We start from the raw sequence: 13964 nt of genomic DNA on the forward strand, positions 1-13964 counted from the left end.
AGTATTCCACCGCGCTAGCGGAATCCGGAATCCGTCCGAGTGTGGGAACAGTCGGCGATTCTTATGACAATGCTCTAGCCGAAACAGTCAACGGTCTCTACAAGGCGGAACTGATTCATGCCCAAGGCCCGTGGACGTCGGCCGGAGAAGTCGAATTGGCTACCTTGCGGTGGGTGCATTGGTGGAACACCAAGCGACTTCACGAAGCATTGGACTACGCCACCCCACAAGAACTAGAAACCGAGTACTATCTCACCCAGCCCATCAACACAGGGGCGTAATAGAAGCGGAACTAAACCCAGGACGCTTCACAGAACGAGCTGTGGGAGTGCGCCCTGCAAGCACACGGGCCCTTAGATAGGGATAATGGGCAGTAGCTCAGCTGCCGGTTTCGTAGGCGGCTCTCAGATAAGGAGTTCTGCTATGTGCCGACCAGTCACCTGCCGGGTGTGCAGCAAAACCACGTGGGCTGGATGCGGTCAGCACGTGGCCGATGTCAAAAAGCAGGTGCCGGCCTCGCAGTGGTGCGACGGCAAACACTCGGACGCAGAAAAAGGGCAAGCGGGTTCGGGCGGAGTCTTCGCTCGCCTATTCGGCCGCTGATCCCCAGCCGGTCGGCTGGCGGTGAGCCGACCTCCACCTCGGTCGCTTTCGGGGCTCGAGGTGGAAGGTGAGGGAATAAGGCTCCCTCACCTTTCGTTCCCAGTTCAGCAAGACACCACGAGACTCTGCGTAAGGAGTGTTCATGTCCGACATCACCGAACCTTTCCTTCCTGAAGCCGGCGCAGTGACCATGTTCACCACATCGTGGTGCGGCTACTGCAAGCGTCTGATGCCTCAGCTGAAGCAGCAGGGCATTGAGTTCCGCGAAGTGAACATCGAAGAGATCGAAAACGGTGTTCAGGTCGTCGAAGCCGCCAATGACGGCAACCAGACCGTGCCTACTCTTCTCTATGCGGACGGCACCACCCAGACCAATCCGAGCATCGGCGACGTCAAGAAGAAGCTTGAAAGCCTCGCCTGATATGTGCGACTGATTCTTCTGCAGCCGCGCAGATCAGCCGCAGCGACCAGGGTCCTGGCGCTGCGGCTTTTCAGTGCCCGCAGCTTTGTGCGTCCACTTTCTGCGTCCACGTCAGCAAAACGCGATGTCCCAACTGCCGTGTCAGTGGCGCTTAGTACCCTAAATGCATGCGCTCCAATGATCGTTCCTCTGGTTCTGCGGACTCCAAGCGAGCTTCATCAGCAGCCGTGCTCGCACGCCGCTTGGCTATTCCGCTCTTCACGGTCATCGGGGCTGCGTTCGGCGCTTGGGCGCTGATCTTCACCGGCGCTACGAACCCTCTGCTCGTCGGCGATTCCGGTCCGCTTGGTCGCATTGGCCTGCCCATTGCCGAATTCTTCTTCCAAGCGGCTTCTGTTGTCGTCATCGGCGCCATCATCCTTATGATGCTCGTTCTGCCGCGCTCCAAACCACGGCGCCGTCGCGGGGCAGGGGCCCGGCGGGCAGAAAAGAAAGCCAAACAGCAGGCGCGGAAAGAAGCCGCCGCCGCAAACCGCTCTTCCGGTGCGAGCCCTGATTCTGAGACTTCTGCGTCATCCACAGCGGCCTTCAGCCTGGCAGTCGATGAAGCGACAACCGCCGCCGCTGAGGCTGAGCACGAGGCTTCAAGCTCGGCTGACCACAAAGCAGATGGCAATGCTGAACTTGACCCATCGTGGGCTGCGGCGCTGGTGGCAGCGCAGATCGGCTCGGTTGTCCTCGTCCTGTCCTCAGTTGCCACGCTGATCCTGCGCTATGTCAACACCGCGGGAACGGCGGCGACAAACGCAACACAGGCCGAATTCTCCGCCCAGCTGGGCGCCTACATCACCCAAATTGATTCGGGGCGACTGTGGTCGCTCGTTGTGATCTCCGCGATCATCATGTCAATGGTGCTCTTTGCCACCCGCAGCTTCGCGGGCATTGGCTGGTCGGCGCTTCTGACGGTGCTCATCTTGCTGCCGCAGGCGCTCATGGGGCACGCGGCAGAAGCCAAAGGGCACATTGAAGCCGTTAACAGCCTGGGCCTGCACCTGGTGGCGGTCATGGCGTGGGTCGGCGGGCTCTTAGTCCTCGCGCTCATTTCGCCCACACTCACGGCGCGCCCAGACCTCGGCGAAATCATCAAGCGCTATTCGACGATCGCACTGTTTTCGATCGTCATCATGGCCTACTCGGGCTTTGTCAACGCAACCCTGCGCGTCAAAACCTTCGATGACTGGATGACTCCCTACGGGCAGTTGGTCATCATCAAGGCGGTGCTCACCGTCATCCTCGGCCTGATCGGCTTCTGGCACCGCGAACGCATCATTGACCGTCTGGGTTCGAGCATGCGCGCCGCCGCAGAATTCTGGCGTCTGGTTCTTGCCGAGATCGCCATTTTCGGTGCTGTTGTGGCTATTGGCATTGTGCTGGCCAGTTCACAGCCGCCGGTCCCACAGGAACTTCGCGCCGAGCCCACCCCCTCGGAAATCCTGTCCGGCGAGCTCCTCCCACCGGAACCGCTGTGGTACAACTACTTCCTCCAGTGGCGCTTTGACCCACTGTGGGTGGTTGTCGGCATAGGTGCCTCGGTTCTGTACATCATGGGCTACCGCGAACTGAAGAAGCGCGGCGGACACTGGCCGCTGTGGCGCACCATTTCGTGGGTGGGCGGCATGGCCATGCTCATCTACGTCACGTGCGGCGGCCCGATGGTCTATGGTCGCACCCTGTTCTCCGGCCACATGATTCAGCACATGCTGATCGTCATGCTCGTGCCCATCCCCATGGTGGTGGGTGCGCCCATCACGCTGCTCATGCGCGCCATTCACCCGCGCCAGGACGGTTCACGCGGGGTGCGCGAATGGATTCTCATTCTGGTGCACTCGAAGTACATTCGCTTCTGGGCCCACCCGATCGTCGCTTCGATCAACTTCGCCGGATCACTCATCGTCTTCTACTACAGCGGGATCATGTGGTATGCGCTGAAGTACCACCTGGGCCACGAACTCATGCTCATCCACTTCCTGGCAGCGGGCTACTTGTTCGCACAGGCCATGATCGGCGTGGACCCGGGTGTCAAGCGCTTCCCCCACGCGGTGCGGTTCGTGGTGCTCCTTGTGACCATGACCTTCCACGCGTTCTTCGGCATTTCAATCATGACCACTGAAGTGCTCATCGAACCGGACTGGTACGGCAACATGGGCCAAACGTGGATCAGCGCGCTGGACGACCAACAGCTGGGCGGCGGAATCGCCTGGGGCATCGGCGAATTCCCCACACTTATTCTGGCGTTCATTGCGGCGGTCCAATGGTCGAAAGCCTCCGACCGTGAAGCCAAACGCAAAGACCGCGCCGAAGCACGCTCCGGCGACGCCGAACTGCGCGCCTACAACGACTACCTGGCCTCGCTCAGCCGCAAGCGGTGAGCGCCGGATTCATCACACGAGGCGCCGCCCGGCTCCACTGCGAAAAGTGCTCGCCACGGCTCACCACTCCCAAGTGGGTCGGCGGCTGCCTTTGCCCCGTGTAGGCAAGTAATGCTCACCGCCCCTGTGCGTCCTGGCACAGGGAGAGTGCGCATTCTTTCAGCGCCTCATTGCGATTCCTGGCCGTCCAATGCTCCGCCGCAGGCATATAGTGAGTCATCCCACAAATGCGTGAGCGACAGCCGCACGCAGCGTGGCGAATGCAACATGAGGCAAAGGAGCCGTTATGTCACAGGACGTTCAGGAGCGTCGCAGCCTGCAGAAGGTCGTCGCCGCTTCGATGGCCGGAACGGTCGTCGAGTGGTATGAATTCTTCCTCTACGGTTCAGCCGCAACCTTGGTGTTCAACCACATTCTGTTCCCACCGTCGGACAACCCGCTCACCCCGATTCTGGCGGCGTTCGTCACCTACGCGGTGGGCTTTATCGCCCGTCCCGTCGGCGGTATCGTGTTCGGCCACTACGGCGACAAGCTCGGCCGTAAGAAGCTGCTGCAGCTGTCGATCATCCTGGTGGGCGTGTCGACCTTCCTCATGGGCTGTCTGCCCACCTATCAGACGATCGGCATCCTCGCACCCCTCTTGCTGGTGTTCCTGCGCTTTGTGCAGGGCTTCGCCGTCGGCGGCGAATGGGGTGGCGCTGTGCTCCTGGTCGCAGAGCACTCGCCCAAGGAATCCCGCGGATTCTGGGCCTCTTGGCCCCAGGCCGGTGTTCCGTTGGGCAATCTGCTCGCCACCGCTGTCCTGTGGGTGCTTTCGACCACGCTCGATGAAGCCCACTTCATGTCGTGGGGTTGGAGGATCGCCTTCTGGCTGTCGGCCGTCATTGTGCTCATCGGCTGGTACATCCGCACGCAGGTCTCAGATGCACCGATCTTCCACGAAACCAAGGACGCCATCGACGAAGGCGCAGCTGACTACGGTGTTTTCTCGGTTCTGAAGAAGTACCCGCGCGGCATTTTCTGCGCTATGGGTCTGCGCCTGATCGAAAACATTCACTACTACCTGGTGGTGACCTTCACGATCACGTACCTGTCGGTTGAAGTGGACATCAAGTCCAGCGACATCCTCGGTTTGCTGTTGGGTGCACACGCCATCCACGCCTGTCTGGTGCCGCTTGTCGGCAAGGTCACCGACATTGTGGGCCGAAAACCGCCCTATATGGTGGGGATTCTGCTGTCGGCCTCCTGGGGCTTCTTCGCCTACCCCCTGTACTCGACGGCCGACCCGTTCAACATCTTCATCGCGATGCTCGCAGGCCTGGTGTTCCACGCCCTCATGTACGCCCCACAGCCGGCGATCATGTCCGAGATGTTCCCCACGCGCATGCGCAACTCGGGTGTTTCGTTCGGCTATCAGGTCACGGCTATCGTCGCAGGCTCCTTCGCACCGATCATCGCCGTGTTCCTGTTGGACACGTTCAAGTCAGCTGTTCCAATCGCCATTTACGCTGCCATCGCCGCGGTCATTTCGCTGATTGCACTGGCGTTCACCAAAGAGACCCGCGGCATCGACTTCGCGGATATCGACCGTGCCGACGCCGAGCGCTTCGGAGTCAAGCGCTGACCAAGTTGCACAATCGGGCACAGCCGACCGGCGCCTCCTTCTGCGGATAACGGACCCCGGTACTCGGTTCCCGGGTGACGAGGCGCCGGTTGGCATATCCGGGGTATGCCCGGTGTGGCTGCCGGGCGAGTACCGTGGGCTGCGGGCCCAGCCGGGCCCGCACTGTGCGGGCGCCGCTCGGCGCGAACCGAACCCCGAAAGCAGGAGGAGTACACGATGGCAGAAGCTCGACTGAATGGACGAAGAGCCCTTGTGACCGGGGGAGCGTCCGGCTTGGGCCAGGCGATCGCGGAAGCCTTTGCCGCCGAAGGCGCGACCGTTACGGTTGCCGACATCAACGGCGATGCCGCGAAGGACATTGCGGAAAAGATCGGCGGCAAGCACTGGCAGGTGGATCTGGCCGACACTGAAGCGCTCGATGCCCTCAATCTGAACTTCGACATTCTGGTCAACAACGCCGGAATCCAACACATTGACGCGCTTGAAGAGGTTTTCCTTGGACATTCGGCTGTGCCTCGTCTGCCCGAAGCCGACGAGGTGGCACAGCTGGCCGTCTTCCTGGCCTCTGAGGCCGCTGGGGTCATCACGGGATCGGCACATTCGATTGACGGAGGATGGTCTGCCGCGTGAGGTCTGACAAAGCCCCCAGACTGAAGCCCCAGCCCTGAAAGGGCGGGGCCCAGCCCTGAAAAACCCTCCATGGGCTCCAACCCAAGCTCAGCTGCTATCCGGCACTCTGAGGGCGCGCACAACAGCCTGCACGGCGGTCCGTCGCAGTGCTTCGGGCCTGACAACAGCCCAGTAGTGCACGGGCAGCGAAAAGTCGGGGATCACCCTGGTGAGGCCTTCACCGGCGAAGGTGGGCAGAAGAGCTACCCCAACGCCTCGGCGGCATGACTGAACATGAGCCAGTGCCGAGTTCGAATAGAAGTGCCCGGCTGGTTCCGGCAGGACGTTCCACGCGCTTTCCAGGCTGGCTACGCCCAGTGAGTGCTCGGCGTAGTAGATCAGCCGGTGCGCCCGCAGATCCTCCGTGGTCTGCGGTGCCTGTGCTGCCGCCAAGTAGCTGTCCGCGGCGAAGAAGCCCAGCTCATAGGGCCGCAGGTGGTGCACCGTGGCATTGGAAACATCCGGTTTCTCCACCACGATCTCAACATCGAAACCCGACCGGTGCTGGCGGGCTCGCTGCGTGGAAGTGGTCATTTCAATGTTGAGGCGCTTGTGTTCTGCCTGCAGCTGGGCGAGTGCATCGACCGCATAGAACATGGCAAAAGCCTCGGGACAGGCAATGCGCACATTGCCGTACATCGATGTGTCCGGTGAATCGACCTGTATTGAGCCGAGAGCCTTCTCGATCATTTCGGCCCCCGGCATGAGCCTGCGGCCAGCCGCACTCAGTTCCCACCCGTCCGGGGTGGCGGTCAGAAGGGTTTCGCCAACCGCCTTTTCGAGGTTCGCAATGCGCCGCGACACGGTTGTGTGCGTAACTCCCATACTCGCCGCGGCCGCCGTGTACTTGCCCAGGCGAGAAACCGCCAGCAGGGCCAGCAGATCATCTGGCGACACCGGGGGACGGGAGACGTTCATAGCGCCAGTCTACTGAGCGGCATGTGCGCTGACGCACTCCCACGGTGCGCAAGTGCCGTCCGAAAACCGGGCCGAACAGTGTGATCTGCGCAATTCTCGGCGCTATGCTGATCATGAATTTTCAGGAGTGTGTACTCACCATTTGCAAGGAGGCATGATGGCAATCATCGGTTGGGTAGGTCTGGGCAACATGGGACGGCCCATGGCCGCAAACCTCGTCAAGGCAGGCCACACTGTTCAGGGATTCGACGTTGTCGAAGCCGCAGTCACAGCGGCAGCAGAAGACGGCGTCACTCCGGCGAAGTCAATTGAAGAGGCCGTGAAGGATGCAGAAATCGTCTTCACCATGCTTCCCAAGGGCGAACACGCCCGCTCGGTGTACCTCACGGAAGGCGGCGTGCTCGAAGTCGCGGCAAAGGACACGATCCTCGTGGATTCGTCCACCATTGACTTCGACACCGCCCGGGATCTCCACAGCGCGGCCCGCGAAGCCGGCTACGTATTCCTCGACGCGCCCGTATCCGGCGGTGTGACAGGTGCGGCTGCGGGCACCCTGACCTTCATGGTCGGCGCAGAAGACGCAGACTTCGAAGCAGCCAAAAAGTACATCGAACCGATGGCCGGAAACATCTTCCACGCCGGTGGCGATGCCGCCGGTCAGGCCGCGAAGATCGTCAACAACATGATGCTGGCCATCAGCTCCCAGGGTGTTGTCGAAGGTGCTGTGCTTGCCGACCGCTTCGGTCTGTCGCCCGAAACGTTCCTCAACATCGCCAAGGTGTCCTCCGGGGATTCCTGGCCGCTGCGCACCTGGTACCCGATCCCCGGTGTAGTCGACACCGCCGCTGCCAACAACGGCTTCAAGCCCGGTTTCGCGGTTTCGCTCATGCGCAAGGACCTCGGCCTGGCGCTCGCCGGTGGGGAAACCCAGGGTGTTCCGCTGGATGCGGCACAGCTTGTCGCCGACAAGCTCGACAAACTCATTGACGACGGCTGGGAGCTGGCCGACACCATGGCTCTGATCCGCAACGTCGACCCCGACGCTGAAGGCCTTCCGAAGAACTGGAGCTGACGGGCTCCTACCTGACTCACTCCCGAGGTGGAGGTCGGCACTGTGCCGACCTCCACCTCGTTGTCTGTGGGCAAGTCAGCGGTCCAGGATGCAGCGGGGCAGGGTCGACCGTGGACCAGCCCCGCTGTGGCGGGCCCGGCTACCCTTAGAGCGGATTTGTCTGTCTATTCGAGGAGTGCCCGTGGAGAATGCTGACGAGTTGGTTCTGACTGATTCTGAGCGCGATGAGATTCGCGCACGACTGGACGATGTTGCCGAGCGTGCCTCAGCTGCTGCAACAACGGCAGGGCGCGAATACCGCGGCGGTGATCCAGAAGCTGATGCCGAAGCAGTCAAAGTGCTCCTGGCAGTGAAAACACAGCCGGTTGCGAAGATTCGGGCTGCGATTGAACACGGATACCGGCTGATCGGCGAGAATCGACAGCAGGAGCTCACTGCAAAGGAAGAAGGGCTGGCCGATCTGAACCCGGTGGCGCACCTCATTGGGCCGCTGCAGCGCAATAAGGTCAATCACACGCTGGCCGTTGAATCGTGTGCGTGCATTGAATCGCTTGACAGTATGCGTTTGGCCCAGCGGATTGACAACCGCCTGGAACTGCTGGAGCGCAGCAGCCTGGATGTCTTCGTTCAAGTCAACACTTCGCGCGAAGACAGCAAGTTCGGTGTTGCCCCGGAAGAGGCCGAAAAGCTCATTGAAGAAGTGCGCGGTTTGGAGCGACTGCAGATTCGCGGGCTTATGACCATTGGACTGCCCGGCACAACAGCCGACGAGATTCGGCCTTCCTACGCAGAGCTTCGACAGCTGTCAGAAGACTTCCGTGCGCGGGGAGTGTTGCCGGCGGATGCAAGTGAACTGTCGATGGGCATGTCCGCTGATTTCGAACTTGCTATTGCAGAAGGCGCCACAATCGTGCGCGTCGGTTCCAGCGTCTTTGGGGCGCGCAGCTGATTTCGGGCTGAAAGCCTTTCGATAACAAAGAAGTGCCCTCGCCGGTCAGTTTGACCAGCGAGGGCACTTCTTATGGGTTGAGCCTGTCAGCTCATGCCCTTATCACTTCTGCATGCGCTTGCGAGAAATGATCAGGGTTGCGGCACCAGCAGCGATCAGCAGCACGGCAGCGCCGAGAGCTACGCCGATGTTGGCACCGGTGCGCGGAAGCGCGGGGTTGTTGGTTTCGGTTTCAGGCGTGTTCGGAGTGTCCGAACCACCCGGAGCCGGGGTTTCCGAAGGCTCTTCGGAGGGCGCTTCAGAAGCACCAGGCGTGGGCTCTTCCGAAGGTTCATCCGAGGGCTCCTCAGACGGTTCTTCGGAAGGCGTTTCTGAAGGTTCGTCGGAGGGTTCCGGAGTCGGCTCTTCAGAGGGCGTTTCTGAAGGTTCGTCGGAGGGTTCCGGAGTCGGCTCTTCAGAGGGCGTTTCCGAAGGTTCGTCGGAGGGTTCCGGAGTCGGCTCTTCGGAAGGCGTTTCTGAAGGCTCGTCGGACGGTTCCGGAGTCGGCTCTTCGGAAGGCGTTTCTGAAGGCTCGTCGGACGGTTCCGGCGTGGGCTCTTCAGAGGGCTCGTCGGAGGGTTCCGGAGTCGGGTCTTCAGAGGGTTCCGGAGTCGGTTCCGGCGTGGGCTCCGGCTTCTCAGCTTTGTTGACGAGGTTGAGCTTGACCGGCTCATTCGTCTCGGGAGTCACGCTGAAGGATCCGTCGTCGTTCTTCGAAACACCTTCGCCGGTGATTTCGTAGTCGCCCCAGTTGATGCCGTCAATTTCCGGAAGGTTGACTTCCGTGATCTTGAACTCGGTGCCGATCTTGTAGCGCTTCGAGTTGACGCGGTTTTCTTCGCCAGCTTTGAGTTCGAGAGTGTCTTCTTCGTCGCCAGCGGTGTACTTCACGGTGTACTTGGTGTCAGCCGGGACCTGGTCTGCACCGTCGCCCTCAACCGACTTTGCGATCGAGAAGCGGGTGTATTCCTTACCGGAACCGGTGCCACCGCCGATTGCGGTGTACTCGTACTCGGCGTCGACGTCTTTTCCGTTGACCTTGGCGGTGTTCTTGTAGACGTCGCCTTCGAATGCCTTGCCGTCCATCTTCGTCCAGTAGAGGACGCGGTACTGAACGCGCTTATCGGTAGGAACGTTCTTCACCGTCACGGTGAAGTCCTTATCCCCTTCTTTAACGTCAGTCTCGAAGTCAGCTGGGTCAACGGATGTCCAGTCTTCACCTTCGACGAAGTTGCCATCGGCGTCGACGTTGCGGTACTCAACTTCAACGTCAAAGTCGTTGACCTTGTGGCGTTCGAATTCAGTGTCATCGACGAGCGCATCGGTGACCGTGACGGTGCCGTCTTCAGCGATGGTGTTGGGGAACTGAATGCCCCAAGCAATCAGGTCGCTGCCAAGCTTTGTGCGAGCGCTGTACTTGAGCGGGTCATTGGATGCGTGGCCAGGACCAACGGGACCGATGCCGCCGTCACCCGGAACCGGGACCGGGACAGCTTTGCCGTCGATGGTGAAGTCGACCGTGTTCTTGTCGGTTGTTTCGTCCAGGGTTGCGAGGAACCACAGTTCGCCGCCGACGTCTTCCTTGCCGTTGACAAAGTCAGTCAAGGTGCAGGTAACAGTCGGTGCAGGGTCGTTCGTGACTTTGCACTCAGCAACAGTTTCGCCGGTTTTTGTGTCCGGAACCGCAAATTCGCCGTTGGCGTAGTTGGAGAACTCCTTGGGCAGGGTCATGCCGAAGGTTTCGCCAGCTTTTGCTCCGTTGGGAACGTTCCACTTGGCCGTGACCTTGACTTCGTCATCGACCTTTGCTTGGCCGCCGTCCTTGCCGTTGAAGGTGACGTTGACTTCCGAAATAGCGCCAGGGTAGGTGAGGTCGTCCGCATTAGCCGGGGCGGCGCCTCCAACCAGGTATGACGCCGTCAGAAACAATGTTAAGAGCAGGCCGCCAAGGCTGCGCTTCTTTGTTTTCATACGTTTATCTTTCTGAGGTGACGAACCCTTCAGATGCTGGGACTTATGTGATTCGCCGAGCAGCTGAGGGGCGTGTTTAACTCATGGCAACAAGTAGCAGGCGATTCCTGTCAACGTAACTTGTTACCGCTTACAAGCGTACAGACTACTGTAAGTTTCATGAAGATGCACTAAATGTGCTGTGGGATACGGTATCCCGCGATCGTTACAGCTTCCGCAGTGCTGCGGCCATAGATTCGAGTGCCTCCTGCACAATCGGCCGCGGCGTTCCCATGTTGAAGCGCACCCAGCCCCGGCCTGCACGGCCAGTGGTGGCGCCGTCGTTCATGGCAACCCGAGCCTCTTCTACGAAGAACTGCTGAGGGCTCACACCGTCAGGCAGGCGAGGGATCAGCGAGGTCGCATCAAAGAATGACAGGTATGTGCCCTGCGGCTTGATGTAGCCCAGTTCTGGCAGTTCAGCAGCGGCGAACTCTGCAATGAAATCCCGTGTCTGCTCCAGGTAGCCAAGAGTGTCGGCCAACCATTCCCCACCTTCGCGGTAGGCGGTGATGCCCGCAATGACACCCGGAGTTGCCGCCGACCCCGAGAACTGCGTTCCGTGCTTCTTCCATGCGGCAATGTGATCCTCGTTCGTGAAGATCAGCTGCGCGCACTTCAGACCCGGAGTATTGAACGACTTGGTGTGCGATGTGGCAGTCAGCGTGTGCCGTGCGGCAGCTTCCGAAGTCGACGCGTAGGGAATGTGCTGGAAACCGCTGTACGTCAACGGCGCATGGATCTCATCCGAGAAGACCAGCGCACCGTTCTTTTCGACGATCTGGGTGATTCGCTCAAGTTCGGCCCTAGTGAACACCCGCCCCGTGGGGTTGTGGGGGTTGCACAGCACCAGCACACCACCGGGGCCGCCATCCGGTCCCGCTGTCGACAGTGCCGCATCGATCGCATCGAAGTCCATTTCCCAGTGCCGCCCAGCAAGCGGGCCAGGAACCGGCTGCCCATCAGACGAACCGGGAAGCAGTTCAGGGGACGGTTCGTCAACAATCTTCTGGGGCACTTCGACATGTTCGCGGAAGAACGCACCGGGGATTGTGAGGAACGGCATGTACGCCGGGGTGGGCACAACGAGTTTGGCCCCGCGGGGAACAAGAATGTCGAGAAAACCGCCCATGCCCAGCAGAACATCGGACACGGGGAACACGTTTTCAGCGGAGAATTCCCACCCGTAGCGCGAAGCGTAGAACTCCGCGGTTGCCTCACCCAGTCCCTTCAGCAGAGCGGGAGGGGTGTAGCCGTACAGCTGGTCTTCGTCGATGACTTTGAGCGCTTCGCGGATGACCGGCGCAATGCCGAAGTCCATTTCCGCAATCCACGCGCCGATCGCCCCGGGGTACTCCGTCCACTTCCGGCTGCCGCGCTCTTCGATCTGCTTGCGAGTGATGCTGTCATAGGGATGCATACGGCCAGCGTAGCGCCGCAGGACACCGCGAGCATTCAACAACGACACACGCGTTCACACCTCCGGCTCTCGCCGTCTCAGCACTTGCTGAGCACTCGCTCCATGGCTGCTCGTTCAGGTTCTGTGACCCACAGTGAGTACTTTTCCTTCACCCGAATCTGCAGACCCACATACGTGCACCTGTATGACTTATTCGGCGGCAGCCACGAAGCGGCGTCCTTGTTGCCCTTCGCGGAGTTCGTCGCCCCGTCGACTGCAATGAGGTTCAACGGGTCGTTGGCGAACTCGATGCGCTGTTCTTGTGAAATCTGCTGTGCGCCGGTGATCCACGCATTGTGCAGCGCAACAATATGGTCGATCTGCACTTTCTGGCTGGTGGTCTGCCCGTGTTTGAAGTCGATCCGCTTACCCGTATAGGCATCGACAAGCGTGCCCGATGTGACCTTGCAGCGGCCATCGCGGGTGATGTTGACCAGGTCCCTGGTCAGAATGTCGTCGCGGGTGCGGCATCTGTTGAAATCGGTGTCCGTCCACGCTTTGCCGAACTTTTCGACCCGCCCATAGCCGGTGGCCGGTGCTTTGCCTTTGACGGGCAGCTTTTTCAGTGCCGCCAGTGACTGTTGGGCGCCCGGGCTGCTGGGCCCGACATCCGAACCGTCGCCCGGCTGCTTCTTGGCCTGCGGTTTCTGCAGGGGTGCGGTGGGAGGAGCGCTTTGCCCTTCGGGTTCCGTTTCGGATGCCGTAGGGCTGGTGTTTGGGACAGGTGTTTTGCCGGGTGAGGCTTCCGGCAGCGGGGCACAGCCGCTCAGTGTGAGCAGTGTGACCAGCGCTGCACAAGCCCACCTGCGCGGTGAGCGCACAGAGCGTCAGCCTTCGCGCTGGAAGAACTCTTGACGCTGAGAGCCCAGTCCGTCACCTTCGAGCTCCACGACATCACCGGCGGTCAGGAACGGATGAGTTCCGGCCATTGCCACACCGGCGGGAGTGCCGGTTGACACGATGTCGCCCGGTTCGAGCGTCATGTACTGCGACAGTCTGTACACAATGGTGCCCACATCGAAGATCATCTTCGAGGTGTTGCCGTCCTGACGCACTTCGCCGTTGACCAAGGTGCGCAGACCAACATTGTTCGGGTCGATGGAATCAGCGGTCACGACCTTCGGACCCAGCGGGGTGGAACCGGGGATGTTCTTGCCCAGGCCCCACTGTGGTGTGAGGTTCTGGAAAGCGCGTTCAGAGACATCGTTTGCCAAAGTGAAGCCGGCAATTGCCTGCAGGCCCTCTTCCGGGGAATTCAGTGCGTGGACGCGCTTGCCCATGACAAAAGCGAATTCGACTTCCCAGTCGGTCTTCTCAGAACCCGGCAGAATGCCGACCGGATCATTCGGCCCGACGATCGTGTTGGGGTGCTTGAGGAACGTGACCAGGTTGGAGGGAATCGGCTGGCCAGCTTCTGCCGCGTGGTCGGTGTAGTTCAGGCCAATGCACACAACAGCCTGCGGGGAGGCGACAGGTGCGCCGATTCGCTTGCCGTCTGCATCAAACAACGGCAGCTGACCCAGTTCTACAAGCGACTGGAGCTTGGGCAGCCCCTCCGCCCAGAAGTGCGGACCGAAGTCCCCGCCGAATTCGGTGACCGCAGAGCTTGCATCAAAGAAGCGTTCGCCGTCCGTAACAACCGGGGTTTCCTGCCCGGGCTGACCAATCCGCATAAGCTGCATGAGTTCCTCCTGAGTTTTCTACAATCTAGACCAAGGCACTGACACGAGAGCTTCCGGGGAGCCGAACTCCGCCTCGGCGGCCGCAGAAC

The 13964-nt window shown here is 60.6% G+C and carries 13 protein-coding genes; 8 read left to right on the forward strand and 5 right to left on the reverse strand.

Annotated elements, in window-relative coordinates:
* The 6 genes from GC119_RS10170 to GC119_RS10195 all read left to right on the forward strand — a co-directional run.
* Positions 1-281, forward strand: a 281-nt coding sequence (locus GC119_RS10170) for an integrase core domain-containing protein (RefSeq protein WP_151953083.1), incomplete at its 5' end; no start/stop codon positions are given.
* 142 nt (positions 282-423) lie between these two features.
* A complete protein-coding gene (locus GC119_RS10175) occupies positions 424-603 on the forward strand; it encodes a hypothetical protein (RefSeq protein ID WP_070424784.1) in 180 nt (59 codons plus the stop codon).
* Between the two features lie 142 nt (positions 604-745).
* The gene (locus GC119_RS10180) at positions 746-1024 is read left to right on the forward strand and encodes a mycoredoxin (protein ID WP_070575404.1); all 279 of its coding nucleotides are present in this window, start codon (positions 746-748) and stop codon (positions 1022-1024) included.
* Positions 1025-1191: 167 nt separating this feature from the next.
* Complete coding sequence (locus GC119_RS10185; protein WP_226829403.1) at positions 1192-3453, forward strand: cytochrome c oxidase assembly protein; 2262 nt, start codon at positions 1192-1194, stop codon at positions 3451-3453.
* A 286-nt stretch (positions 3454-3739) separates the two neighbouring features.
* Positions 3740-5077, forward strand: coding sequence for an MFS transporter (locus tag GC119_RS10190; protein ID WP_070777083.1), 1338 nt, complete (start codon positions 3740-3742; stop codon positions 5075-5077).
* Positions 5078-5293: 216 nt separating this feature from the next.
* Entirely contained in the window at positions 5294-5707 is a 414-nt protein-coding gene (locus GC119_RS10195) for an SDR family oxidoreductase (RefSeq protein ID WP_151953084.1), read from the forward strand.
* 87 nt (positions 5708-5794) lie between these two features.
* Here GC119_RS10195 and GC119_RS10200 read toward each other — a convergent pair whose 3' ends face one another.
* Positions 5795-6664: a LysR family transcriptional regulator gene (locus tag GC119_RS10200; RefSeq protein ID WP_070575410.1), complete on the reverse strand. Its 870-nt coding sequence runs from the start codon at positions 6662-6664 to the stop codon at positions 5795-5797.
* Between the two features lie 157 nt (positions 6665-6821).
* On the opposite strand from GC119_RS10200, the gene mmsB reads away from it, so the two are divergent.
* Positions 6822-7736 (forward strand): 3-hydroxyisobutyrate dehydrogenase, encoded by a 915-nt coding sequence (gene mmsB / locus GC119_RS10205; RefSeq protein ID WP_070575505.1) that lies wholly within the window; start codon positions 6822-6824, stop codon positions 7734-7736.
* 181 nt (positions 7737-7917) lie between these two features.
* Positions 7918-8685 carry a YggS family pyridoxal phosphate-dependent enzyme gene (locus GC119_RS10210; RefSeq protein ID WP_151953085.1) on the forward strand — a complete coding sequence of 256 codons (768 nt, stop codon included), beginning with the start codon at positions 7918-7920 and terminating at the stop codon, positions 8683-8685.
* A 102-nt stretch (positions 8686-8787) separates the two neighbouring features.
* On the opposite strand, the gene GC119_RS10215 is transcribed toward GC119_RS10210, so the two are convergent.
* From GC119_RS10215 to GC119_RS10230, 4 genes are all read right to left on the reverse strand, one after another.
* Entirely contained in the window at positions 8788-10695 is a 1908-nt protein-coding gene (locus GC119_RS10215) for an Ig-like domain-containing protein (RefSeq protein WP_151953086.1), read from the reverse strand.
* A gap of 205 nt (positions 10696-10900) precedes the next feature.
* Positions 10901-12154: a MalY/PatB family protein gene (locus GC119_RS10220; RefSeq protein WP_070777088.1), complete on the reverse strand. Its 1254-nt coding sequence runs from the start codon at positions 12152-12154 to the stop codon at positions 10901-10903.
* A gap of 77 nt (positions 12155-12231) precedes the next feature.
* On the reverse strand, positions 12232-13014 hold the full coding sequence (locus tag GC119_RS10225) for an HNH endonuclease family protein (protein ID WP_070777089.1): 783 nt from the start codon (positions 13012-13014) through the stop codon (positions 12232-12234).
* 6 nt (positions 13015-13020) lie between these two features.
* Complete coding sequence (locus GC119_RS10230; protein WP_151953087.1) at positions 13021-13875, reverse strand: fumarylacetoacetate hydrolase family protein; 855 nt, start codon at positions 13873-13875, stop codon at positions 13021-13023.
* Positions 13876-13964: the final 89 nt, after the last annotated feature.

The sequence above is a fragment of the Brevibacterium sp. Marseille-P9724 genome (genome assembly GCF_902500275.1).
In the GTDB taxonomy this organism is placed as follows: Bacteria; Actinomycetota; Actinomycetes; order Actinomycetales; family Brevibacteriaceae; genus Brevibacterium.

Excerpts from the sequence above, each read along its gene's own strand:
- GC119_RS10190 (WP_070777083.1), top strand. The coding sequence starts at position 3,740 with ATGTCACAGGACGTTCAGGAGCGTCGCAGCCTGCAGAAGGTCGTCGCC.
- mmsB (WP_070575505.1), top strand. The coding sequence starts at position 6,822 with ATGGCAATCATCGGTTGGGTAGGTCTGGGCAACATGGGACGGCCCATG.
- GC119_RS10200 (WP_070575410.1), bottom strand. The coding sequence starts at position 6,664 with ATGAACGTCTCCCGTCCCCCGGTGTCGCCAGATGATCTGCTGGCCCTG.
- GC119_RS10230 (WP_151953087.1), bottom strand. The coding sequence starts at position 13,875 with ATGCAGCTTATGCGGATTGGTCAGCCCGGGCAGGAAACCCCGGTTGTT.
- GC119_RS10180 (WP_070575404.1), top strand. The coding sequence starts at position 746 with ATGTCCGACATCACCGAACCTTTCCTTCCTGAAGCCGGCGCAGTGACC.
- GC119_RS10185 (WP_226829403.1), top strand. The coding sequence starts at position 1,192 with ATGCGCTCCAATGATCGTTCCTCTGGTTCTGCGGACTCCAAGCGAGCT.
- GC119_RS10215 (WP_151953086.1), bottom strand. The coding sequence starts at position 10,695 with ATGAAAACAAAGAAGCGCAGCCTTGGCGGCCTGCTCTTAACATTGTTT.
- GC119_RS10175 (WP_070424784.1), top strand. The coding sequence starts at position 424 with ATGTGCCGACCAGTCACCTGCCGGGTGTGCAGCAAAACCACGTGGGCT.
- GC119_RS10220 (WP_070777088.1), bottom strand. The coding sequence starts at position 12,154 with ATGCATCCCTATGACAGCATCACTCGCAAGCAGATCGAAGAGCGCGGC.
- GC119_RS10195 (WP_151953084.1), top strand. The coding sequence starts at position 5,294 with ATGGCAGAAGCTCGACTGAATGGACGAAGAGCCCTTGTGACCGGGGGA.